23 protein-coding genes are annotated in these 21,922 nt (G+C 69.3%); 16 read left to right on the top strand and 7 right to left on the bottom strand.

The window, feature by feature from the left end:
* Positions 1–8: 8 nt before the first annotated feature.
* The 4 genes from ACZ5PO_RS29755 to ACZ5PO_RS29740 all read right to left on the bottom strand — a co-directional run bounded on the left by ACZ5PO_RS29755 (position 9) and on the right by ACZ5PO_RS29740 (position 7,424).
* Complete coding sequence (locus ACZ5PO_RS29755; protein WP_464185919.1) at positions 9–1,292, bottom strand: O-acetylhomoserine aminocarboxypropyltransferase; 1,284 nt, start codon at positions 1,290–1,292, stop codon at positions 9–11.
* A gap of 192 nt (positions 1,293–1,484) precedes the next feature.
* Entirely contained in the window at positions 1,485–1,751 is a 267-nt protein-coding gene (locus tag ACZ5PO_RS29750; RefSeq protein WP_464185918.1) for a DUF2277 domain-containing protein, read from the bottom strand.
* Positions 1,752–1,800: 49 nt separating this feature from the next.
* Positions 1,801–6,561, bottom strand: coding sequence for a DUF3320 domain-containing protein (locus tag ACZ5PO_RS29745; protein ID WP_464185915.1), 4,761 nt, complete (start codon positions 6,559–6,561; stop codon positions 1,801–1,803).
* Between the two features lie 83 nt (positions 6,562–6,644).
* Positions 6,645–7,424, bottom strand: coding sequence for an SDR family NAD(P)-dependent oxidoreductase (locus tag ACZ5PO_RS29740; RefSeq protein WP_464185913.1), 780 nt, complete (start codon positions 7,422–7,424; stop codon positions 6,645–6,647).
* A gap of 172 nt (positions 7,425–7,596) precedes the next feature.
* On the opposite strand from ACZ5PO_RS29740, the gene ACZ5PO_RS29735 reads away from it, so the two are divergent.
* Both ACZ5PO_RS29735 and ACZ5PO_RS29730 read left to right on the top strand, forming a co-directional pair.
* Positions 7,597–8,490, top strand: a complete 894-nt coding sequence (locus ACZ5PO_RS29735) for an AraC family transcriptional regulator (protein ID WP_464185912.1) — start codon at positions 7,597–7,599, stop codon at positions 8,488–8,490.
* Positions 8,491–8,525: 35 nt separating this feature from the next.
* Positions 8,526–9,086 carry an NADPH-dependent FMN reductase gene (locus ACZ5PO_RS29730; protein WP_464185911.1) on the top strand — a complete coding sequence of 187 codons (561 nt, stop codon included), beginning with the start codon at positions 8,526–8,528 and terminating at the stop codon, positions 9,084–9,086.
* A 21-nt stretch (positions 9,087–9,107) separates the two neighbouring features.
* Here ACZ5PO_RS29730 and ACZ5PO_RS29725 read toward each other — a convergent pair whose 3' ends face one another.
* Positions 9,108–9,719, bottom strand: coding sequence for a TetR/AcrR family transcriptional regulator (locus tag ACZ5PO_RS29725; protein ID WP_464185909.1), 612 nt, complete (start codon positions 9,717–9,719; stop codon positions 9,108–9,110).
* 224 nt (positions 9,720–9,943) lie between these two features.
* On the opposite strand from ACZ5PO_RS29725, the gene ACZ5PO_RS29720 reads away from it, so the two are divergent.
* The 8 genes from ACZ5PO_RS29720 to ACZ5PO_RS29685 are packed head-to-tail and all read left to right on the top strand — an operon-like array spanning position 9,944 to position 16,426.
* Positions 9,944–11,194: an NAD(P)/FAD-dependent oxidoreductase gene (locus ACZ5PO_RS29720; protein ID WP_464185907.1), complete on the top strand. Its 1,251-nt coding sequence runs from the start codon at positions 9,944–9,946 to the stop codon at positions 11,192–11,194.
* Positions 11,195–11,239: 45 nt separating this feature from the next.
* Positions 11,240–12,319: an ABC transporter substrate-binding protein gene (locus ACZ5PO_RS29715; RefSeq protein WP_464185905.1), complete on the top strand. Its 1,080-nt coding sequence runs from the start codon at positions 11,240–11,242 to the stop codon at positions 12,317–12,319.
* On the top strand, positions 12,319–13,527 hold the full coding sequence (locus ACZ5PO_RS29710) for an oxamate carbamoyltransferase subunit AllG family protein (protein WP_464185902.1): 1,209 nt from the start codon (positions 12,319–12,321) through the stop codon (positions 13,525–13,527). Before ACZ5PO_RS29715 ends, ACZ5PO_RS29710 begins: the two co-directional genes overlap by 1 nt.
* Positions 13,514–14,302, top strand: a complete 789-nt coding sequence (locus ACZ5PO_RS29705) for an ABC transporter permease (protein WP_464185900.1) — start codon at positions 13,514–13,516, stop codon at positions 14,300–14,302. The genes ACZ5PO_RS29710 and ACZ5PO_RS29705 overlap by 14 nt, the downstream gene beginning before the upstream one ends.
* Before the next feature lie 26 nt (positions 14,303–14,328).
* Positions 14,329–14,460, top strand: coding sequence for a hypothetical protein (locus tag ACZ5PO_RS29700; RefSeq protein ID WP_464185898.1), 132 nt, complete (start codon positions 14,329–14,331; stop codon positions 14,458–14,460).
* Positions 14,457–15,245 (top strand): ABC transporter ATP-binding protein, encoded by a 789-nt coding sequence (locus ACZ5PO_RS29695; protein ID WP_464185896.1) that lies wholly within the window; start codon positions 14,457–14,459, stop codon positions 15,243–15,245. Before ACZ5PO_RS29700 ends, ACZ5PO_RS29695 begins: the two co-directional genes overlap by 4 nt.
* A gap of 6 nt (positions 15,246–15,251) precedes the next feature.
* Positions 15,252–15,854 carry a DUF1989 domain-containing protein gene (locus ACZ5PO_RS29690; protein ID WP_464185894.1) on the top strand — a complete coding sequence of 201 codons (603 nt, stop codon included), beginning with the start codon at positions 15,252–15,254 and terminating at the stop codon, positions 15,852–15,854.
* On the top strand, positions 15,854–16,426 hold the full coding sequence (locus ACZ5PO_RS29685) for a DUF1989 domain-containing protein (RefSeq protein ID WP_464185892.1): 573 nt from the start codon (positions 15,854–15,856) through the stop codon (positions 16,424–16,426). Before ACZ5PO_RS29690 ends, ACZ5PO_RS29685 begins: the two co-directional genes overlap by 1 nt.
* Before the next feature lie 15 nt (positions 16,427–16,441).
* On the opposite strand, the gene ACZ5PO_RS29680 is transcribed toward ACZ5PO_RS29685, so the two are convergent.
* Entirely contained in the window at positions 16,442–17,482 is a 1,041-nt protein-coding gene (locus ACZ5PO_RS29680) for a zinc-dependent alcohol dehydrogenase family protein (protein WP_464185890.1), read from the bottom strand.
* Positions 17,483–17,531: 49 nt separating this feature from the next.
* Complete coding sequence (gene phbB / locus ACZ5PO_RS29675; RefSeq protein ID WP_464185888.1) at positions 17,532–18,254, bottom strand: acetoacetyl-CoA reductase; 723 nt, start codon at positions 18,252–18,254, stop codon at positions 17,532–17,534.
* Positions 18,255–18,478: 224 nt separating this feature from the next.
* Between phbB and atpD the strand changes: the two genes are divergently transcribed.
* From atpD to ACZ5PO_RS29645, 6 genes are read left to right on the top strand one after another with little or no spacing between them, the layout of a single operon-like run.
* Positions 18,479–19,939: a F0F1 ATP synthase subunit beta gene (gene atpD / locus ACZ5PO_RS29670; RefSeq protein WP_464185886.1), complete on the top strand. Its 1,461-nt coding sequence runs from the start codon at positions 18,479–18,481 to the stop codon at positions 19,937–19,939.
* Entirely contained in the window at positions 19,936–20,379 is a 444-nt protein-coding gene (locus ACZ5PO_RS29665) for a F0F1 ATP synthase subunit epsilon (RefSeq protein WP_464185884.1), read from the top strand. The genes atpD and ACZ5PO_RS29665 overlap by 4 nt, the downstream gene beginning before the upstream one ends.
* Positions 20,376–20,666, top strand: a complete 291-nt coding sequence (locus tag ACZ5PO_RS29660) for an AtpZ/AtpI family protein (RefSeq protein WP_464185882.1) — start codon at positions 20,376–20,378, stop codon at positions 20,664–20,666. Before ACZ5PO_RS29665 ends, ACZ5PO_RS29660 begins: the two co-directional genes overlap by 4 nt.
* The gene (locus ACZ5PO_RS29655) at positions 20,663–20,968 is read left to right on the top strand and encodes an N-ATPase subunit AtpR (RefSeq protein WP_464185880.1); all 306 of its coding nucleotides are present in this window, start codon (positions 20,663–20,665) and stop codon (positions 20,966–20,968) included. Before ACZ5PO_RS29660 ends, ACZ5PO_RS29655 begins: the two co-directional genes overlap by 4 nt.
* Positions 20,965–21,672 (top strand): F0F1 ATP synthase subunit A, encoded by a 708-nt coding sequence (locus ACZ5PO_RS29650; RefSeq protein ID WP_464185878.1) that lies wholly within the window; start codon positions 20,965–20,967, stop codon positions 21,670–21,672. The genes ACZ5PO_RS29655 and ACZ5PO_RS29650 overlap by 4 nt, the downstream gene beginning before the upstream one ends.
* Positions 21,669–21,914, top strand: a complete 246-nt coding sequence (locus tag ACZ5PO_RS29645) for a F0F1 ATP synthase subunit C (RefSeq protein ID WP_464185876.1) — start codon at positions 21,669–21,671, stop codon at positions 21,912–21,914. The genes ACZ5PO_RS29650 and ACZ5PO_RS29645 overlap by 4 nt, the downstream gene beginning before the upstream one ends.
* Positions 21,915–21,922 lie beyond the last annotated feature (8 nt).

Here is a 21,922-nt window from a genome sequence, read left to right as displayed (position 1 = left end):
TGTCCGTGTCAGCCCTCGCTTAACGCCCGGTCCAAGTCGGCGATGAGATCGGCCGGATCCTCCAGGCCGATCGACAGCCTGACCACGTCCGGGCCTGCGCCCGCCGCGATCTTCTGGGCATCCGCCAGCTGCCGGTGCGTCGTCGACGCCGGGTGGATGACCAGCGAGCGCGTGTCGCCGATGTTGGCGAGGTGGGAGAACAGCTCCAGCGCGCCGACCAGCTTGACGCCTGCCTCGTAACCGCCCTTGAGGCCGAAGGTGAACACGGCGCCGGCGCCCTTGGGCACGTATTTGCGGGCCAGCGCATGATAGGCGTCGCCGGCCAGGCCGGGATAGCTGACCCAGGACACCGCGGGGTGCCGGGCGAGGTGCTCGGCGACGACGAGGGCGGAGTCCGACTGGCGCTGCATGCGCAGCGGCAGGGTCTCGATGCCGGTGAGGATCTGGAAGGCGTTGAACGGTGACAGCGCCGGGCCGAGGTCCCGTAGCGACAGCACGCGCGTGGCGATGGCAAAGGCGAAGTTGCCGAAGGTCTCGCCCAGCACCATGCCGCCGTACTCGGGCCGCGGCTTGGAGAGCATGGGGTAGCGCTCGTCGCCGGCCCAGTCGAAGGTGCCGCCGTCGACGATGACGCCGCCGATCGAATTGCCGTGGCCGCCCAGGAACTTGGTCGCCGAATGGACGATGATGTCGGCGCCGTGCTCGAACGGCCGCCACAGGTAGGGCGTCGCCATCGTATTGTCGACGATGAGCGGCACCTTGGCCTTCTTGGCGATGGCGGCAATCGCCTCGATGTCGACGATGACGCCGCCGGGGTTGGCGATCGACTCGACGAAGATCGCCTTGGTGCGCGGGCTGAGCGCGCGCTCGAAGGCAGCGGGATCGTCGGGATCGGCCCAGACCACGTTCCAGCCGAAATTCTTGTAGGAGTGATTGAACTGGTTGATCGAGCCGCCATAGAGCTTGGTGGCCGAGATGAACTCGTCGCCGGGCTGCATCAGCGCATGCATGGTGAGGAACTCGGCGGCATGGCCGGACGCGACGGCGAGCGCGGCGGTGCCGCCCTCCAGCGCCGCCACGCGCTCCTCGAGCACGGCGTTGGTCGGGTTACCGATGCGCGTGTAGATGTTGCCGAACGCCTGCAGGCCGAAGAGCGAAGCGGCATGGTCCACGTCGTCGAAGACGAACGAGGTGGTCTGGTAGATCGGCGTGGCCCGCGCTCCGGTGGTCGGATCTGGCTGCGCGCCGGCGTGAACGGCGAGCGTGGCGAAGCCCGGGCCTTGTTGCGTCATCGTGTGATCCTCCCCTGATCAGCCGCGGCAGCCGCGTGCCGGAGGCGCCCTCTTAGAGCATCCCACGTGAAGCGGGAACCGGCTTTCGCCTCGCCGTGGCCGGTGCCGGACGCCGGGACGGCGCAGTCGAACGAACGATACCCGGCCGCGTCGAGCGCCATGGGGATGGGCAGCGCAATCGGGGCAGGCGCCTCAGGCGTAGCGCGCTCTGGCTCTGGCGCGCGCTTTGGCCGCTTCCGTCTCACGGTCGCGGGCCGGCTGCCCGGTCTCCAACGACGTCAGCAGGCGGCGAGCCGCCTCCGAGACCTCGTCGACGGCACGATCGAAGGCGGCCTCGTTGACCTTCGAGGGGTGCGCAAAGCCGCTCAGCTTGCGGACGAACTGCAACGCCGAGGCGCGGATCTCGTCCTCCGTCGCGGGCGGCTCGAAGTTGAAGAGCGTGCGGATGTTGCGGCACATGGTGAGCTCCAGAGAGGGGACTGCCGACGTGGTTCCGGCCGAGGCGTCCTCATGCGGCGATCCTGCTGCGCACGAGCAGGTCGCCCTTGCTGGTCAGGACGCCTGTCTCCGTCAGATGTTCCAGTCTCTCCACCAGGACCGTCCGGAGTTGGGCGCTGGTGGCCGAGAAGCCGAACAGGCGCGAGACGGCCTGGACGAGCTCGTCCCGCCGCGCGCCGAAATTCTCGTCGACGACGCGTCCGATCGCGGCATCGATCTCGGCGGGCGGCAGCATGTCCGGCTTCCGCAACGTCTGCGAGGCGACCTGTGAGCGATCGCGAGCGGTAATCTCCTGCCCTGGCGCTTGGTAGAAGGGGCCGCCTTCGATCAGCCGCTGCGCCACGGCCGCGTTCACCGCCTTCTCGACGGCCGCCCGGATGCGTGAGCCGGCGCGGGCAAGGCCCCACAGGATACGGATGCGGGCGACGATCTCGTCCAGGTGGATCGGGCCCTCCGTCTCGACCACCACGACCACATGGGCCGTCATGTCCGCCAGCGATGCCTGATGGGGCTCGATGCTGCGGTCCACGGCAAAGTCGGCTTCGACATAGCCGCGGCGCTCCGCGACGAAGGCCGTCCGCGCGTCGATGACGGCGGTCATGGCCTCGGGCTCATCGGCGGGCTCGATCGCGAACAGCGGCGTCGCGGCGGGGAGGCGCTCGACGCCGGCTTCGTCCCTGGCCGCCCACTCGGCCCGGGCTGCGGCAATGGCATTCTCGAGCTTCGTGAGCTCGGCGCGCGGCCGCAGGTACCAGTCGGCGCTCCACACCCGGTGGATGATCCAGCCATGCGCTTCCAGCACCTGCTGACGCAGCCGATCGCGGTCGCGGGCCGAGCGTGAGGCGTGGAACTGCGCCCCGTCGCATTCGATGCCGAGAACGAACCGGCCGGGCTTGTCCGGATCGCAGATCGCCAGGTCGACACGGAAGCCGGCGGCGCCGATCTGGCGCCGGACGTGGTAGCCCCGTGCCTGGAGGCGCTCGCAGACCTGGATCTCGAACTCGCTGTCGAAGTCCTCGCCCGTCGCCTCGCCCAGACCGAACTGGCCGGTCTCGGCGAAGGTGAGGAACAGCTTGAGCGCGGCGACGCCGCGCGCCCGCGAGCGCTCCAGGTCGATGTCGGCGCCGGTGAAGTTGCAGAACACCTCGCAGCGCAGCTTGGCGCGCGAGATCAGCACGTTCAGGCGTCGCTCGCCGCCTTCGCCGCTGAGCGGGCCAAAGGCGTGGGCGAGGTAGCCGGTCTCGGTCTTGCCGTAGCCGACCGAGATGAAGATCACGTCGCGCTCGTCGCCCTGGATGTTCTCCAGGTTCTTGACGAAGAAGGGCTCGTGGGAGGCGGTGCCGAAGAACTCCTCCACGTCGGGGTGGGCTCGCCGCAGCAGCTCCAGCTCCTTCAGAATCGCCTGGCGCTGGGCGACCGAAAAGGTGGCGACGCCGAGGGTTTGATCGGGATGGGCGCCGGCGTGGCGGATGACGGCCTCCGCGACGGCGCGCGCCTCCTTGGGGTTGGTCCGCGTGCCGCCCCGATCGTAGGCCGTGTCCGTCAGCAGATTGAACTTCAGCCCCAGGCCGGACACGGCATCGAAGGGGCTCGGCACGATGAACAGCTTGTTCTCGTAGAACTCGCGGTTGGAGACGGCGATGAGCGACTGGTGCTTGGAGCGGTAGTGCCAGTTCAGCATCCGATATGGCACGCCCTTGGCTAGGCAGAGCTCGAGGATGCTCTCCGCGTCCTTGGCCTGGATGGTGATGCCCTCATCGGTTTCCTCCGGATCCTCCTCGCCGGTCAGTTTCCTGAAGAAAGTGGTCGGCGGCAGCTGCCGCTCGTCACCCACCACCACGATCTGGTCGGCGCGGGCGATGGCGCCCAGGGAGTCGACGGGCTCGATCTGGCTGGCCTCGTCCATCACCAGGAGATCGAAATGGACGCCGCCCGGCTTCAGGAACTGCGCCACCGACAGTGGGCTCATCATGAAGACCGGCTTCAATTGCTGGACAGCCGGACCGGCCCTGTCCAGCAGCGCGCGGATCGGCAGGTGCCCACGCTTCTTGGCGATCTCGCCGTTGAGGACGCCGAGCGGCCCGATGCCCGCCGCGCCGTGCGGGCGGCTGTCGGCGTGGGCGGCGACGATCTGTTCGCGAGCGAGGCCGATGCGGCTCACGTCGAGCTCGCGGAACGCGGCCACGAGGGTGTTGTGACGGTCGCCGTCGAAGCTGCGAAGCTCAGGCCACGCCTTGAACAAAGCCTGGCGCAGCACCTCGGCGTAGGCGCGCTCGAACGCCGGCGCCAGGGTCTCATGGTCCAGGAGTCCGTCATGCACGCCATCGGCCAGCGCCGCCGCGCCGAGGCTGGCCAGCTCCCGCGTCCGAGCGGCGAAGCCGATGAAGTGGCTGAGCCCTTCGAGGTCGCTCCGCCAGGCCCGCAGCCGCTCCGACAGGGCGGCCAGCGGCACGCCGGCGATGTCGGCGCAGCGGAAGGCGCGGCCGAGATCCAGATCGAGCTCGGAGGCTAGCGCGGTCAGCAACTGGGCGAGCTCCGCCAGGGATCGGGACAAGCCGTCGCGGGCGGTCTCGATCGTGGCAAGCGCGCCGGTGCGCGCCAGTACCGGCCAGACCTCCGCGGGTAGGGCGGCGTGCGCGATACGCCAGGTGGCGACGGCGTCGAGCTGGTCCCAGTCCGAGCGCGCCCCCTTCCAGAGTGCGCCGAAGGCCGCGCCGTCGGGCTCGGCCGCGGCAAAGGCCGCCTTGGCGGCCTGGGCCGCGATCATGCCGTCGATGAGCGCGAGGCGCTCGGCCTGCTGGTTCGGCAATGGCTGGGTGAGGTAGGATCGCAGGAGAGCGATCTGTGCCCGATAGTTGCCGTCCAGGAAGCGAAACAGGCTCCGGCCCTTGGTGACGACGGCGGTGCGGATCGCGGCATAGTCGGCCGTGCGGCCGACCCCGTTGAAGGCGCGCTGGGCGTCGGCGTCGCGCAGCGCATGGGTCCGGCCTGCGTCCACGAGCCTCTTGAGCGCGTCGAGGTCCGCCCAGCCGGGGTGCGTCAGCGCCGTGCGATCGACTCCAGCGGGCAGCGGGACGGTGAGCAGAAAGGCGAGCGCCGTCGCCAGATCACCGACCGTGCGGGCGGGCGGCGCGCCCAGGATCTCGGATGCGATCTGCGCATGAGCCTCCGCCGTCGTTTGGACTTCGCCGAGCTGGGCCATCCGCACGCCGAGCGCGCTTCGCTCGGCCGGATCGAGGGCATCGCAGCGCACGCCGCGCCAGATGTTGTCGGGCACCGAGCCGAGAGCGCGGCGTCGGGCAGACACGTCCGCGACGACGGCGCGCCGCTCGGCAACGGCGATTCGGTCCCAGTTCTCGGCGCCGACCAGCGCGAAGCCGTCCGGGGCGCCGGCGTCCTCGGCCTGCACCAGCTGGCCCAGCACCGCCCGCGGCGTCAGCCCGCTCGGCGTCAGCGGCGTGTTGAGCCGCCGTGCCAGGTCATTGAGCGCAGCGCCGGTGTCGCCCAGTTTCTCGATCACCGCGGGGTCGCCCCGCGGGGCACGCGGCTGCATGTCGCGCGTCCGCCTCAGGTCGTCCAGCACCGCGCGCTTGTTCGCCTTGTTGGAGTGCAGCTCGAGCGTCAGCGGCCCGAGGCCGACCTGGTGCAGACGCCGGTGGACGACGTCGAGCGCCGCGAGCTTTTCCGCGACGAACAGCACCTTCTTGCCGCGCGCCACGGCGGCGGCGATGATGTTGGTGATGGTCTGCGACTTGCCCGTGCCCGGCGGGCCCTTGACCACCAGCGAGCGGCCACCCGCCGCTTCGGCGATGACGACCGTCTGCGAGCTGTCGGCATCGACGACATGGGTGAGATCGATGGGCTTGATGACGTCGTCGATGGCTGCGTCATCGGCGATCAAGGGGGCGCTCTCGGGGAAGCCGTCGCGCAGGAGCGCCGTGACCGTCGCCTGCGTATCGATGCCGGCCCCCGGGGGCCAGTTGTCCGGATCGAGATCGCGGTACATCAGGAATTTCGAGAACGAGAAGAAGCCCAGCACCATGGCGTCGGGCAGCACCTCCCACCGCTTCTGCGTCGCGACCGTCTCGGCCATCTGGGCGCAGTAGGCCGCCAGATCGATTTCGTCCTCGTCCTTGAAACCTTCGATCGTGAGGCCGAACTCGGCCTTCATCTTGGCCTGGAGCGTCAGGTTGGGCGAGGGCGGCTCCTCGCGCCAGCGCAACCTGAACTGGTCGGCGGCGCTCGCCCGCTCCAGCTTGACCGGCAGGAGCACCAGGGGCGCGTGGCGCGCGACGTCGGAGTTGTTGCTGTCGAACCAGCGCAACAGGCCGAGTGCCAGATACAGGATGTTGACGCCCTGTTCCTGCTCCAGCGTCTGGGCATCGTACCAGACATCGAACAGCCGCTTCTGCAGACCCTCCGAGGTGAGCCTGGTCTGCAGGCGCGTGTCGGCATGCCGGGAGGCCACGCCCCGCTCGTCGAGCGCCTCGTCGTCAGGCTGCGGGATGCCGCCGGTGACGTCGTCGTCCGGGTCGAGCTCGGCGCGCTCCTGCTCTGTGAGGGGCACGCCGGGCAGGAAGCTCAAGGCCTTGTTGGCCGTCAGCAGCCGGAAGACCTCCTCGGCCTTCTCGTCGACAATCTCGACGGCGCGATTATTCCTGGTCCGCAGCGGCGTGTTCAACAGGCGGTTGCGCGTCGACAGATCGAGCAGCGCATGACGTTCCTTCAACAGCCGCTCGCGAATCGAGACGACCGCTTCCCCATCGACCATTCCGGCCCCCAAGGGTTGTGCCGGAAGACCCTATCATCCCTCGAGGCCGCGGCGCCAACGCGTCGTTGTCGCCGAGATCGGCCTCAGAGGAACATGCCGCCCGAGGCCTCGATGCGCTGTCCGGTGACCCAGCGGGTTTCGTCGCCGAGCAATGCGGCGATCATCGGGCCGATGTCATCGGGCACGCCGGCGCGGCCCATCGCCGTCACCGAGGCGACGAAGCGATTGGCTTCGGGGTTGTCGCGCACGCCGCCGCCGCCGAAATCGGTCTCGATGGCGCCCGGCGCCACCGTGTTGACGGCGATGCCGCGCGGCCCGAGCTCCTTGGCCAGGTAACGGGTCAGCACCGCGATGGCGCCCTTCATGGAAGCGTAGGCGGAGAAGCCGGGCAGGCTGAAGCGGGCCAGGCCGCTGGAGATGTTGACGATGCGGCCGCCGTCGGCGATCAGCGGCAGCAGCTTCTGCGTGAGGAAGAACACGCCGCGGAAATGAACGTTGAGCAGCCGGTCGAATTCCGCCTCGGTGGTCTCGGCGAACGGCGCCATCACACCGATGCCGGCGTTGTTGACCAGATGGTCGAACCGGTCGCGGCCCCAGGTCGCCAGGATGCCCCTGACGTCGCCCACGAAGCCGTCGAAGCCGCCCACGTCACCGGCGTCGAGCTGAAAGGGCGCGGCCTTGCGGCCGAGTGCCTGGATCTCCGCCACGACCGCATCGGCCTCCGTCCGATTTGCATGATAGGTGATGATGAGATCGACGCCGCGCCGCGCCAGCGCGATGGCGGTGTTGCGCCCCAGCCCGCGGCTGGCGCCGGTGACGATGGCAGTCTTGGTCTTTGATTCGTCTGCGGATTGATGGGCCACGGCGGATCTCCTGGACGGCGTTGGCGTGCGCCCGGTATGCGCGCCGTCCGGCCCGGGCTGAATGCCAAAACTCTCGAATTTCTTGCCTGATTCTCCAGCCGCCTTTTGCGCGATGGGGAGGCGGCCCCTATAATCAGCGTGAGGGGCAGGGCGGCCTGCGGGGAGACCGGCGATGTCGAAGGCGTTGAGGCATGCGGTCCTTCGCTACATGGATGCGAACGGCGGCAAGGACGGCCTCTACACGACGGCCATCGACGGCGTCGGGCTCATGCGCTCGACGAGCGAGACGCTGCCGCATCCGCTGATCTATCGGCCGGCGCTGTGCGTGGTGGCGCAGGGCGCCAAGCAGCTGGTGCTCGGCGACCAGGCGTTCGACTACCGTGAAGGCCAGGCGCTCGTCGTCAGCGTCGAGCTGCCGGCGTTCGGGCGGGTAACGCAGGCCAGCGCGGCCGCGCCGTTCCTCGGCATCACCGTGGAGCTCGACGCCGGCATGATGCGCGAGGTCCTCGAGCAGATCGAGGCTCCGCCCAGGCCGAGCGGCGACCTGGGCGTCGGCGTCTTCGTGGAAGATCTCGCCAGCCCGCTCGTCGACTGCCTGTTGCGGCTGATCCGCCTGCTCCATACCCCGGGGGCCATCGCCGTCCTCTCGCCGGCGGTCCTGCGTGAGATCTGCTTCTGGCTGCTGAGCGGCGCCAACGGCGGCAAGGTGTGCAAATTCGTCCTGCCGAGCGGCCATGCTCAGCGGATCGCCGAGGCGATCTACGTCCTGCGCGACGATTTCAAACGGCCGGTGCGGATCGAGGAGCTGGCGGCCACGGCGCGCATGAGCCCGTCCTCCTTCCACCAGCACTTCAAGTCGCTGACCTCGATGACGCCGCTCCAGTACCAGAAGCAGCTGCGCCTGCTGGAAGCCCGGCGCCTGATGGTGGCGGACGCGGCCAACGTGGAGAACGCCGCCTATCAGGTCGGCTACGAAAGCCCGTCCCAGTTCAGCCGCGAATATGCCCGCATGTTCGGCGCGCCGCCCAAGCGCGACGTGGCGGGGCTGAAGGCGTTATCCGTCTGAGGAGGCCGTAGGCCTCACATCGCGAAGGAACGACCATGGTCCAGATACTCGGCCTGTCCGGCAGCCTCCGGCGCCATTCGTTCAACACCGGCCTGCTGCGGGCCGCCGTGCCGCTGATGCCGGCCGACGCAAGCCTCACGGTCGTCACGCCCGAGGGCATTCCGCTCTACAATGCCGACATCGAGGCGGCCGAGGGCCTGCCGCCGGCGGTCGTGGCGTTGAAAGACGCGATCGTCGCCGCGGACGGCCTGCTGCTGGCGACGCCGGAATACAACAATGGCCTGCCCGGCGTCTTCAAGAACATGATCGACTGGGCTTCGCGCCCCGCCGACGACATCGGCCACATCTTCGGTGGCAAGCCCGTGGCGCTCATCGGCGCCTCGCCGGGCGGTTTCGGCACCATATTGGCCCAGGACGCCTGGCTCGGGGTGCTCAGGACGCTCGGCACCCGGCCGTGGTTCGAGGGCCGGCTCCTGGCCTCGCGGGCCGGCGGCTTGTTCGACCACGACGGGCAACTGACGGACGAGCCGACACGGGAACGGCTGCGCGCCTTCCTGGCGGGCTTCGTGCGCTTCATCGAAAGTGCGCCGGCCTGAGCGACCAGCGGCCGCGCGCGGTCAGCAAGGCCGCCGATCGGCCGCGTCCATGAGGGTGAGCGCTGCGGCAGCGGCGGTGTCGGCCATGGCCTGATCGCCGGTGACCATCGCCGTCACCGTCGCGCCGTCCGCGAGAACGGCGATCTGGTTGGCCAGCGTGTCGGGATCGGCCACGCTGCTCCCCTGCAGCAGCCGCCTGATGTAGTCGACGTTGGCTTGACGGTGAGCCTTGGCGATCGGCCGCACGCAATTGTCGAGCGGGTGCTCGCCGACGGCGTTGATGAACGAGCAGCCTTTGAAGTCGCTGCGGGAAAACCAGGTGCCCAGCAGCGCGAAGAAGGCGACGAGGCGCTGGCGCGGCTCGCGGTCCTCGACCCTGGCGAGCTCACAGTCCAGCCACTCGAACCACGCCTTGCTCTCGCGCTCCATGACGGCGCGCACCAGCCCTTCCTTCGAGCCGAAGTGCTTGTAGAGGGTCATGCGCGCCACGCCGGCTTCGGCAATGACCCGATCGATGCCGGTGGCGTGAATGCCGTTCTCGTTGAACAGCCGCGTCGCGGCCAGCACCAGGCGCATGGCCGGGCTCTCCGCATCGCGCGGAAGGCCCGCGGGCGTCGCGCTGCCACTGCGCATCGAGGCGCTCGTGCGGCGCGCCTGCACCTTTCCGTTCATCGCATGACCCGCAGCTGCATAGACCGGTATGTATCGTCCGGAACGCCAGCCCAATCAAGACGATAGGGCGCGAAGTGGGGCGCCGGCCGTGGTCGATATTCAGGCAGCGCCTGCGCCAAGTTTAATCTTGTATAGACCGATCTGTCTATCTAGCGTCGTTGCTGCGGGTGCGAGATGGAGTGGTCATGCGCACGAAGTACGACGTGGTGGTGGTCGGCGGCCGTGTGGCGGGGCTCAGCCTGGCCATCCAGCTGGTCCGCCGGGGGATGTCGGTTGCGGTCTTCGATCGCGCCGAGCTTCCGAGCGACACGATGTCGACCCACGTCATCTACCCGAACACGATCGCGCGGCTCGATCGTCTCGGCGCGCTCGATCGGATCATGGCGCACCGGCCGCCGCCGCTCTACACGGCCTGGTATCACCAGAACCGGATGTTCGTGGCGCCACACACGCCCGAGGAGGGGCGCGACTGGGCGCTCTGCATCCGCCGCTCCACGCTCGACCGCCATCTGCTCGAGGTCGCGCGCGAAGCGGGCATCGACGTCTTCGACCGCACGCCGGTGAAAGCCCTGCTGGGCGTCGGCCGCGAAGGCGATCCCGTCAACGGGATCGTGGCGACGGCGGACGGCCAGGACGTCTTGATCGAAGCGGGCCTCGTCGTCGGCGCCGATGGCGTGGCCTCGACGGTCGCCAACCTGGTCGGGGCTGGGCGCGAGCGGGTGATGCCGACCCGCACCATGCTCTACTATGCCTATTGGGTCGACGCGGACTCCCGCAACACGCAGGATTTCTTCTTCGAGCCGCCGTGGATCTGCGCGCACTTTCCCGCTGACGACGGTCACCACGTGGTGACCATGAACGGGCCCGTGGAGGCGCGGCAGGGGATCGCCGACCTCGAGGCCTTCTATCTCGATCGGGTCCGCGCGATCCCCCAATTGTGGGGCCGCCTGTCGAAGGCGCGCAAGGTCTCGAGGGTCCGCGGCACGCCGCGGCTCGAGGGCTTCTATCGGCGCCAGGCCGGGCCGGGCTGGCTGCTGTCGGGGGACGCCGCCCACTTCAAGCATCCAGCCTCGGCGCAAGGGATCGGCGATGCCCTTCACGCAGCCGAGGCGCTGGCGCCGATGATCGCCGACGGCACGTACGGGGAGGCGTACCCGCGGTGGCGCGAGGACGCGTCGCGCGATCTCTACGCCTTCTGCGAGTTTCTGGCTGACGTGCCCACGGACGACGGCATGAGGCAGGCCATGGACGTGCTGATCCACGATCCCGCGGCGGCGCGGGCGGTGGTCGACATCTGGAGCCGCAGCATACGTCCCTGGGATGCCCTGCGCCTGGTGCCGCCGATGCTGGCGGCGGCGGGCGGCTCGCCCGAGGCCGTGCTCGCCAAATATGAGGAGCGGCCGCAGGCCCTCGTCCACAGCAGTTCAGCGGCCTGACGTGCGGCCGAGCGCGGCCCCTCGCGTCAAATAAGGAGCAATGCGATGCAAGCCGATTTGGTGCAAGCCGATCTGGTGAACGACAAGCCCGGCCGCGGCGCAGCGTCGTCGCCGACAGCTCCCGCGCCGTCCCGGCGCAGCTTCATGAGGTCGTTCTGCGCCTGCTGCGCCGGCCTCGCCATTGCCCCCGGCGGCCTGTCGCTGCTCGCTGCGGCGGATCGGGCCGAGGCGGCGACGGCGCAGGGCACCATCCGCGTCGGCCATCTGCCCGCCGGCTGCGTCTCCCATCTCCTGCTCGCCAAGGCGCGGGGCATGTTCGAGAAGGCCGGCATCAATGCGCAGCTGATGCAGTTCAACGGCCCGGACAAGAACATTCTGGCGCTTCAGTCCGGCAACGTCGACGTCGCCCACAATCCCTGGACGACGACCATTGCGGCCTATGCCGACAATTCGAAGAACCTGCGCATCGTCGGCGGCTCCGGGCTCGCCGGCATCGAGCTGGTGGCCCGCGCCGGCTCGGTCAAGAACGTCAACGAATTCATCGCCGGTGCCGGCAAGGGCTTGCGCGTCGGCACGCTGCGGCTCGATACGCTCGAGCTCGTCACCTACGGCACCATGGCGATGCGCGGCAAGAAATACGACGACTATTCCATGCAATTCTTCCCGAGCATGGTCGGCATGGGAGAGGCGATCGCCAGCGGCGCCGTCGACGTCTGCTCGCTGGCCCAGCCCTACGCCGAATCCGTCGTTGCCCAGAACAACGCGGTCTATATCGCCAACTCGAACGACGTGTGGGGACCGGCGGCACCGGACTGCGTCATCAACTCGACCGATGACTATATCGGCAAGAACGCCGAATTACTGACCGCGTATCAGAAGGTGCTTGTGGCTTCCGCCAGGGATTTTTACAACGACTTCGACGCGGCCATCAAGGATCTGCAGCCGATCTACGGCGCGCCCAAGGAGATCCTGGCGGTGGCGCTGCGCCGGCAGGCGCCCAATCCGGTCATCGGCGACGCCGGTGCCGCTGGCATTCGCAACGGCGTGAAATACCTCATCGATCTCGGCTATCTGAAGACCAATGTCGCCGATGAGGTTCTCGACCTGACGTATCAGCCCGCCTGATGATGCTGGAACGAGCTGCATCGTGCGAGCCCATCGTCACGGGCCTGGTCAGGGCTCGCGATTGCGGGCTTGCGGACCACACCCTGTCCCATGCCGGGGCGCCGTTCGCCGATCGGGCGTCAATTCCCAAGCCGGTGCTGCATGCGCTCGCCGGCGCTGCGATGATCGAGGGCTGGGTGAGGCGCTTCGACGACGGTGTCGCTGCCGTCCAGGCAGGTGATATCGCGCTCGTCGCCAACCACTCGCTGGCGATCGTGTCGCCGATGGCTGGCGTGGTGCGGCCGTCGCAGCCGCTGTTCGCCGTTCGCGATAGAGGCGGCTCGGGGCGCGTGGCCTATGCGACCCTGGCCGAGAAGGGGCGCCGAACGTTGCGGTTCGGCTGCTGCGACGACCAGGCGCTTCGCAGCCTGGCCGCCTTGGAGAACGACGTCGCCCCGGCGGTCGCGGAGGCGCTGCCGTCCGGCGGCCTGCCGATCCTGCCCATCCTGGCCGAGGCGGTTGCGCTCGGCGACGATGTGCACCAGCGCAATGTCGGCGGCCACCTGGTGCTCCTGCGGTCGCTGCCGCAACTGGACGTCGCGACGAGGCTCTTCCTCGCCGATCATCCGCAGTTCTTCCTGAACTTCGCCATGGCGTCCGCCAAGCTGACGCTCGACGGCTGGCGGGGCATCGCCGGCTCGTCGCTGGTGACCGCGATCAGCCGCAATGGCTTCACCTGCGCGATCCAGCTGGCGGGAACCGGTGATACCTGGTTCGAGGCGCCCAGCGTGGTGCCGGTGGGCGGCATTTTCGCGCCTTACACGCAGGAGGACGCGCAGGCCGATCTCGGCGACAGCGCCATCATGGAGGCGTTCGGCCTGGGCGGCTGCATCGCGCATCTGGCGCCGGAGCTCACCCGCGCTTTGGCGGTCGATCCGGCGGAGGCGGTCGCGGCCGGGCGTCGGCAGCGCCGGTTCTTCGCTTTCCGCAACGACCGCCTCAGCCCGGTCGCGTCGGGTGAAGCCGGAATAGGTCTCGGGCTCGACGCGCGGCGCGCGCTCGCGTCGGACGACGAGGTCCGCATCCACACCGGCATCGCGCACAAGGATGGCCACTCCGGCTGGATTGGCATCGGAGTTGCGAAGGTTCCGCGCAGCTGCTTCGAGCAGGCCGTTGCGGCCCTCGAAGCTGAGGCAAGTGCGACGGAGACCGCAGTTGAGCGCGCCTAGATGGCCGGCTGCCGCACCTCTTCCATTCACCACCGCGCCGGGCCGCGGTGACGACGTCCGCATCGCCAGCGTGCCTCCGGACGTCACGCCGGCAGGCGCTGCGCCCATGGCGGCCGCGCGCCCGCGCGGCGGCTCGGCGCGGCTCGCCGCCATCGTGTCCTTTCTCATGGCATGGCTCGCCGTCGGCCTGCTGTGGGAGCTGCTCGCCGCGCGAGGCATCCTCAACGGCCGCGTCCTGGTGCCGCCGTCGAGCTTCATGCCGTACCTGATCGAAGGGCAGGGGGCGGCCGGCATCGGCTACAACAAGGTCACCTTCGACGCCGCCATCCTGGCGACGCTCACGCGGGTGACCGCCGGCTTCGTCTTGGCGCTCGCCGCTTCGCTCATCGGCGCCATCCTGATCTGCGCCGTCCGTCCGCTCAGGCTGGCGCTGCTGCCGCTGGCGCAGACCATCGCCCCCATCGCGCCGGTCGCCTGGATTCCGCTGGCCATCACCGTGGTCGGCCTCGGCTCGGGCGCAGCCGTCTTCGTCGTCTTCATGGGGATCATCGGATCGGTGACGGTGGCTGCCGTCGCCGCGCTCGACGACGTGCCCGACGAGTACCGCAAGGTTGCCCGGCTGCTCGGCGCCCGCGGCGCCAGCTACTGGCTGCGGGTGATCGTGCCGGCCGCGGCGCCCGCCCTGGTCACCACCATGCGCATGAGCTTCTTCGGCGCCTGGATGGCCGTGCTCGCCGGCGAGATGGCGGGCATCAGCTCCGGCCTGGGGCATTGATCATCCTTGGCCAGCAGCAGTTCAACATGAAGCTGGTGATGGCTGGCATCGTGGTGATCGGCGTTCTCGGCTTCGCCGTCGATCAGCTGCTCGCTTGGCTGGGGCGGAGGCTGGTGTGGTGGGAGGGCCGTCAGCGACGGTGGAGCGTGCCGCGATGACGGACCTGCAGTTCCAGCATGTCAGCAAGGCCTTCGGCCCGACGCTGGCGGCTCGCGACGTCTGCTTCCGGATCCCGTCGCAGTCCTTCGGTGTCGTGATCGGACCATCCGGGTGCGGAAAGTCGTCGCTGCTGTCGCTGGCCGCTGGCCTCGATGAGCCGTCGAGTGGCTACGTCTTCCTCGGCGGACGCGAGGTCCGCGGCATCCGCGACGACGTCGCGCTGCTGTTTCAGAACTACAATCTGTTTCCCTGGATGACGGCGCAAGCCAATGTCGCTTTCGGCCTGATGATGCGCGGCATGGAGCGGAGCAGGGCGAAGGCATTGGCGCTTGCCTACCTCGACGATGTCGGGCTCGGTGCCTGCGCCGGCAAGATACCGGTGGAGCTGTCCGGCGGCATGAAGCAGCGGGTGGCGCTGGCGCGCGCCCTGGCGTTGAAGCCGGGCCTGCTGTTGATGGACGAGCCGTTCGCGGCGCTCGACTACCAGACGCGGAAGATCATGCAGCGCTATGTGCTGTCCACGCGGGAGCGGACCGGCGCGACGGTGCTGCTGGTGACCCATGATCTGGCCGAGGCGCTGACCCTGGCGGATCGGCTGGTACTCATGTCCGGGGCGCCCGGCACGGTGCAGGAGGTGATCGACATCGTTGCCCCCCATCCGCGCGATCTCGCGCACCCGACGCTCGCCGCCCTGATGCGAAAGCTCGAAGCACACCTGGAGGCCGAAGCCGCGGCGAGCGAGCTCACCGCCGACGAGCGCAGCCGGACATGGGCCCACGGGTAGCCGCGCATGGGCATGCTCCACATCCGCGTTCCCGCCCGGGAGGGCGTCGCCGTCGACCTCCGCCAGGGCGACCGTGTCAGTGTCATCGACCTGGCCGGGCACCAGGGCGCAGATTGCGTCGCGGTTGCCCGGCAAGGCGCGATCTCGTGCACCCGCACCACGCGTGCCGCCAACCGGCGGCTCTTTCCCGCCGTCGGCCAGTGCATCTACGGCGACGACGAGGCGGCCATGCTGACGCTCGTGGACGACACCAGCCCTGGCCCGCACGGGCTGCTGGTGCCGCCGTGCGACCCGACGATGTATCGCCTGCGCGGCGCCGGCTGCGCCCATCCCTCGTGTCACGACAATATCCACCGGGCGCTCGCCCAGAAGGGCATCCGCCTCGGCCGCACGCCGCCGTCGATCTGCCTGTTCCAGAACCTCGCGGTCGACGACGCGGGCGCCATCGCCATCGCGATCAACCGCAGCCGGCCCGGCGACCGGGTCACCTTTCGGGCCGAGCGCGACCTGGTTTTCGTGGTCTCGGCCTGTCCGAACGACATCTTCAAGCAGCCGCCGCTGCAGCCGACCGATCTCGAAGTGATGCTCGACGCAGCGGAGGCAACCTGATGCCCTCCGCTCCCCCGTCGCCCGTCCGCACGCTGTTGTTCCCGGCCCAGACCTGGCTGGACGCGGTGCCGGCCGGCGCGCGCCTCGGCTTCACCGCCGGCGGCCTCGGGGCAGGGGCCGCGCTCTTCGCCTGGTCGCTGGCCGACCCCTACGAGCAGCTCAGCGATGCCTACACGTTCATGGAGCTCAGGCGCATCCAGCCTGGCGTCGGCGACGACCTCTACTCGACGCTGCGCCGGCCGATGCTTCTGGTCGTGAGGGACGATCCAGGCCGCAGCGTCGATCTGTTGCGGCACGACTGCTGGCTGGCGCGGGCGCGCTGCCTGGACGGGCTGGTGGACCTGACCCGGGCCAGGTCCGTGCGCGCGCCGCTGCGGCCGGACTGGCCTTATGCGGTGAACGTCTTTGCCCGCACGCGCGTGACCGGCTACGGCGATCTGCTCGATGAGCCGGTCGCCGTCGAGGCGGGCCAGCGCATCGAGCTCGTCGCCCGGTTCGACATGGTCGTCGCGGTCATGGCCGCCGCGACGTCAGCGTCGGTCGAGGTCTGCGTCGACCCGCGCATCGGATAGCGCTGCGCTGCGGGCTCACGCGGCGGAGATGATGACCTTGAGCGCTTGCGTGTCCGCCGCACGGCCGAAGGTGTCGTAGGCGTCGAGGATCCGATCGAGGCTGAAGCGATGCGTGATCAGGCGGCTCGGATCGAGCTTCCTGGACTGTACGGTCTTCAGCAGCATGGGCGTGGAGACGGTGTCGACGAGCCGCGTGGTGATCGCGACGTTCTGGGACCACAGCCGTTCGAGGTGAAGGTCGGCCTTATGGCCATGCACGCCGACGTTGGCGATGATGCCGCCCGGCGCCACGATGTCCTGGCAGAGCTCGAACGTCGCCGGAATGCCCACGGCTTCGATGGCCGCGTCGACGCCGCGCCCCTCGGTCAGGGCCTTCACCGCCTCCGCTGCTCCGCCGTCGGCGCTGTTGATCGTCTGCGTCGCGCCGAACTGCCGGGCCATGGCGAGGCGGCTGTCGTCGAGATCGATCATGATGAGCTCGGCCGGCGAATAGAATTGCGCGGTGAGCAGGGCGGCGAGGCCGATCGGCCCCGAGCCGACGATCGCCACCGTGGACCCCGGGGCGACCTTGCCGTTGAGCACGCCGCATTCGAAGCCCGTGGGCAGGATGTCGCTCAGCATCACCAGCGCCTCCTCGTCGGCGCCGGCCGGAATGGGATAGAGGCTGGTATCGGCATGGGGCGTGCGGACGTACTCGGCCTGGGTGCCGTCGATCTCGTTGCCGAGGATCCAGCCGCCGGTGGTGCAGTGCGAATACATGCCTCGCCTGCAGTATTCGCACTTGCCGCACGACGATATGCACGAGATCAACACGTGGTCGCCCGGCCGGAAGGCGGTCACGCCGGCGCCCACCGCGTCGACGACGCCGACGCCCTCGTGGCCGAGGATGCGCCCGGGGGTGCAGGTCGGCACGTCGCCCTTGAGGATGTGGAGGTCGGTGCCGCAGATGGTGGTCTTCAGAATCCTGACAATGGCATCGCCCGGCGCCTGGATTTCGGGCTTGGGACGGTCCTCGACGGCCTTCAGGCCGGGCCCGCGATAGACAAGAGCTTTCATGGTATCGCTTCCTGATGGATGGTGTTCCGAGCGTCGGTCTCCCGTGCGCTCAGGCCATGTACTTGCCGCCGTTGATGGACAGCGTTTCGCCGGTGATGAAGCCCGCGTCGTCGGAGGCGAAGAAGACCACGCCCCGCGCGATCTCCTGGGGCGTGGCGAGCCGCTTGGCCGGAATACCGTCGACGATCTTCGCCAGGATGTCGGGCCGGACCGCGGCGACCATGGCGGTATCGGTGTAGCCCGGCGCGATCACGTTGACGGTGATGCCGCGCGAGGCCCCCTCCAGCGCCAGGGCCTTGCTGAACCCGATCATGCCCGCCTTGGCCGCAGCGTAGTTGGTCTGGCCCGCCTGGCCCGAGAGGCCGTTGACCGAGCTGATGTTGACGATGCGGCCGAAGCGCCGTTCGCGCATGCTGTCGATGACGGCCCGGCACATGTTGAAGCAGCCGCCGAGGTCCACGTCGATGACCGAGCGCCACTGGTCGGCGGTCATCTTGTGCAGCATCGCATCCTGGGTGATGCCGGCGTTGTTCACGAGGATGTCGACCGGGCCGTGCGTGGCCGTGATCTCGGCCACCGCGCGCATGCAGGCGTCGAGATCGGCCACGTTCCAACTGTAGACGGGCAGCCCGCTCGAGCTGCGGAAGGCCTCCGCTTCGGCGTCGTTGCCGAAGTAGTTCGCGACGGCACGATAACCCGCCGCCTTGAGGGCGAGGCACGTGGCCGCGCCGATGCCCGTGGCGCCGCCGGTGACGAGCGCGATCCGTTCCATGTGAAGCTCCGAATCCTGCAATCGATGTCCTGCAATCGATGGCGGCGCCATATTGCACTGCGAAAGCACGGCCGATTTGGCCTGGATCAATCCGGCGGCGTCGATACGCCAGCGCCTGTCGGTGGGGACGTGATCGAGATCAATGAAGGTCGAGGCGATCGGGGCTTGGCTCCCACGCCGCGGGTGCGCCTCCGATCTCGGGACGCCGACGGAGCTGCTGGTTGATGGATGCCGGAACAGACGGCGACGGGCGGGTGATCGCAGTCCGCGGAGCAGTTCTCGATATCGCCTTCGCGACCGGCGGTGCGTTGCCGCCGCTCGACGATGCGCTCGCGATCGAGGACGTGCAGGGCGGCACGGTGATCGCCGAAGTGCAGGCGCATGTCGACGAGCAGACGGTTCGCGCCATCGCGCTCGCGGCGACCACGGGCCTGCGGCGCGGCGCCCGCGCCAGCCGGGTCGGCGGACCGATCAGCATGCCGGTCGGCGACCAGGTGCTCGGTCGCCTCCTCGATGTCACCGGGCAAATCGGCGACCATGGCGAGGCGCTGGCGGCCGACGTGCCCCGGCGACCGATCCACCGTCGGCCACCGCCGCTGGCGCTGCAGACCGGCGCGTCGAGCCTGTTTGCAACCGGCATCAAGGCTATCGATCTCCTGGCGCCCCTGGCGCAGGGCGGCAAGGCCGCCATGTTCGGCGGCGCCGGCGTCGGCAAGACCGTCCTGGTGATGGAGCTCATCCACGCCATGGTCGCCACCTATGAGGGCATCTCGGTCTTTGCCGGCGTCGGCGAGCGCTCGCGCGAGGGCCACGAGATGCTGCTGGACATGGCGAGCTCGGGCGTGCTCGACCGCACGGTCCTGGTCTACGGGCAGATGAGCGAGCCGCCCGGCGCCCGCTGGCGCGTGCCCATGTCGGCGCTCACCATCGCCGAGTACTTCCGCGACGAGCGCCATCAGAACGTGTTGCTGCTCATGGACAACATCTTCCGTTTCGTTCAGGCCGGCGCGGAGGTGTCGGGGCTGCTCGGGCGGCTGCCGTCGCGGGTCGGCTACCAGCCCACGCTGGCAAGCGAAGTCGCCGCCTTGCAGGAGCGGATCGCCTCGGTCGGTTCCGCCTCGGTGACCGCGATCGAAGCCGTCTACGTGCCGGCGGACGACTTCACCGATCCGGCGGTCACCACCATCGCGACCCACGTGGACAGCATGGTGGTGCTGTCCCGCGCCATGGCGGCCGAGGGCATGTACCCGGCCGTCGATCCCATCGCCTCGTCCTCCATTCTGCTCGACCCCCTGATCGTCGGCGACCGGCATGCCCAGGTCGCCATCGAGGTCCGCGCCGCCATCGAGCACTATCGCGAATTGCAGGACGTGATCTCGCTGCTGGGCATGGAGGAGCTGAGCACGGAGGACCGCCGCCTGGTCGAGCGGGCCCGCCGGCTGCAGCGCTTCCTGACCCAGCCGTTCACCGTGACCGACGCCTTCACCGGGGTGCCGGGCCGCTCGGTCGCCATCGCCGATACCATCGCCGGCTGCCGCGCCATCCTCGACGGCGCCTGCGACCAGTGGAGCGAGAGCTCGCTCTACATGGTGGGCACGCTCGACGAAGCGCGCCAGAAGGAAGAGGCTGCCCGCAGCGGCGCTGGCGGTTCGCAGGCAGCGACCGCAGGAGCGCCGCGTCCATGAGCCGGATGCTGCATCTCACCATCACCACGCCGGACGCGATCCTGGTCGATGCGGACGACGTGCTTTCGGTGCGCGCCGAGGACGAGAGCGGCGGCTTCGGGATCCTGCCGGGCCACACCGACCTCCTGACCGTGCTGCCCGCGTCGGTGGTGCGCTGGCGCGGTGCCGGGCACACCCGGTATTGCGCCTTGAGCGGCGGCGTCATGACGGTGACCGGGGGGTCGACGGTCGCCATCGCCTGCCGTCAGGGCACGGTGGGCGACGATCTGTCGGCCCTGGAAGCCGCCGTGCGCGCGCTGCGCGCCGCCGAGGTCGACGCCGGGCGCAAGGCGCGGGTGGAGCAGACGCAGCTCCATGCGCGTGCCGTCCGCCAGCTGATGCGCTATCTGCGGTCCGACTTGGCCAGCGCGCCGCGGCGCGCCGAGGGCGAGCCGCCGTGACCGCGCCCGGCGCCGACGAGGAGGGCAACGGGCTCGCCGCCGCGGCCCGGCGCGCCGCCGAGCGGGCTCGGGAGGGCGAAGCGACGCCCGAGCCGTCGCTCGGAGCGCGGTTGGGCCAGATCGGCGCGCTCGGCTGGGCGATCGTGGTTCCGATCCTGCTCGGCATCGTCGTCGGGCGCTGGTTGGACCGGACCTTCGGCACCGGCATCTTCTTCTCTGCGCCGCTGATCATGATCGGCGCCGCCTTCGGCTTCTGGTCCGCCTGGAAATGGATGCACCGCGCATGACAGGCCTGCCCTTCACCGAGACGATCATGGCCGTCGGCGGCTTGGCGGGGCGCGTCGTCCCCAGCTTCGTGGCCGGGGTGCTGCTCGGCTTCGCGCATTTCGGCTCGCTGTGGTGGAATGCCAGGCTCTATGCCCGTGGCGGCAGCGTGGGCGCGCTGGCCTTGCAGGCCCTGCGCTTTGTCCTGTTGCTGGTCGTCTTCGGCGTGCTGGCGCGGATCGGCGCCGTGGCCTTGCTTGCCGGCGCGGTCGGCCTGCTGGTGGCCCGCGCCGTGACGCTCCGGCTGGCGGCGAGGATGTCATGAACGCCTCTCCGCTGACCCTGGCGCCGCTCTTCTTCGTCGGGCCGGTTCCCATCACCGCGCCGGTGCTCGTGACGTGGGCGATCGTGATCCTCGTCGCGGGCGTCTCGATCGTGGCAAGCCGGCGCCTCTCGCTCACCCCATCGAAGCTGCAGGCCGTCCTGGAGCTCGTGGTCGGCAGCATCGACGATCAGGTGCGCGACACCATGCAGGTCGAGCCCGCACCCTACCGGGCGTTGATCGGCACCATCTTCATCTACGTGCTGATCGCCAACTGGTCGTCTTTGGTGCCGGGCGTCGAGCCGCCCACGGCGCATCTCGAGACCGACGCGGCGCTGGCGCTCATCGTGCTTGCCGCCACCGTCTACTACGGCGTCGTGTCGCGTGGGGTCGGCGGCTACCTGAAGACCTTCGCCGAGCCCACCTGGGTGATGATCCCGCTCAACATCGTGGAGCAGGTGACGCGCACTTTCTCGCTGATCGTGCGGTTGTTCGGCAACGTCATGAGCGGCGTGTTCGTCGTCGGCATCGTGCTGTCGCTGGCGGGCCTGCTGGTGCCCATCCCGCTGATGGCGCTCGATCTGCTGACCGGCACCGTGCAGGCCTACATCTTCGCCGTGCTGGCGACCGTGTTCATCGGCGCGGCCGTCGGCGAGGGCAGCAAAGCGTCCGTGCCGTCAGCGCTCAAGGAGCAGAGAAAACAATGAACTGGATCGAGATCGTCAGCATTGCGGCGGCGGCGCTCGCCGTGTCCTTCGGAGCCATCGGCCCGGCCCTTGCCGAAGGGCGCGCCGTCGCCGCAGCCATGGATGCCATCGCCCGCCAGCCGGAGGCGGCGGGGACCCTGTCGCGGACGCTCTTCGTCGGCCTCGCCATGATCGAGACCATGGCCATCTACTGCCTGGTGATCGCGCTGCTGGTGCTGTTTGCCAACCCATTCATCAAGTGAGCGCGACC

The organism is Chelatococcus sp. KU-N122 (genome assembly GCF_055391085.1).
This window is presented reverse-complemented; position numbering and strand designations above follow the sequence as displayed.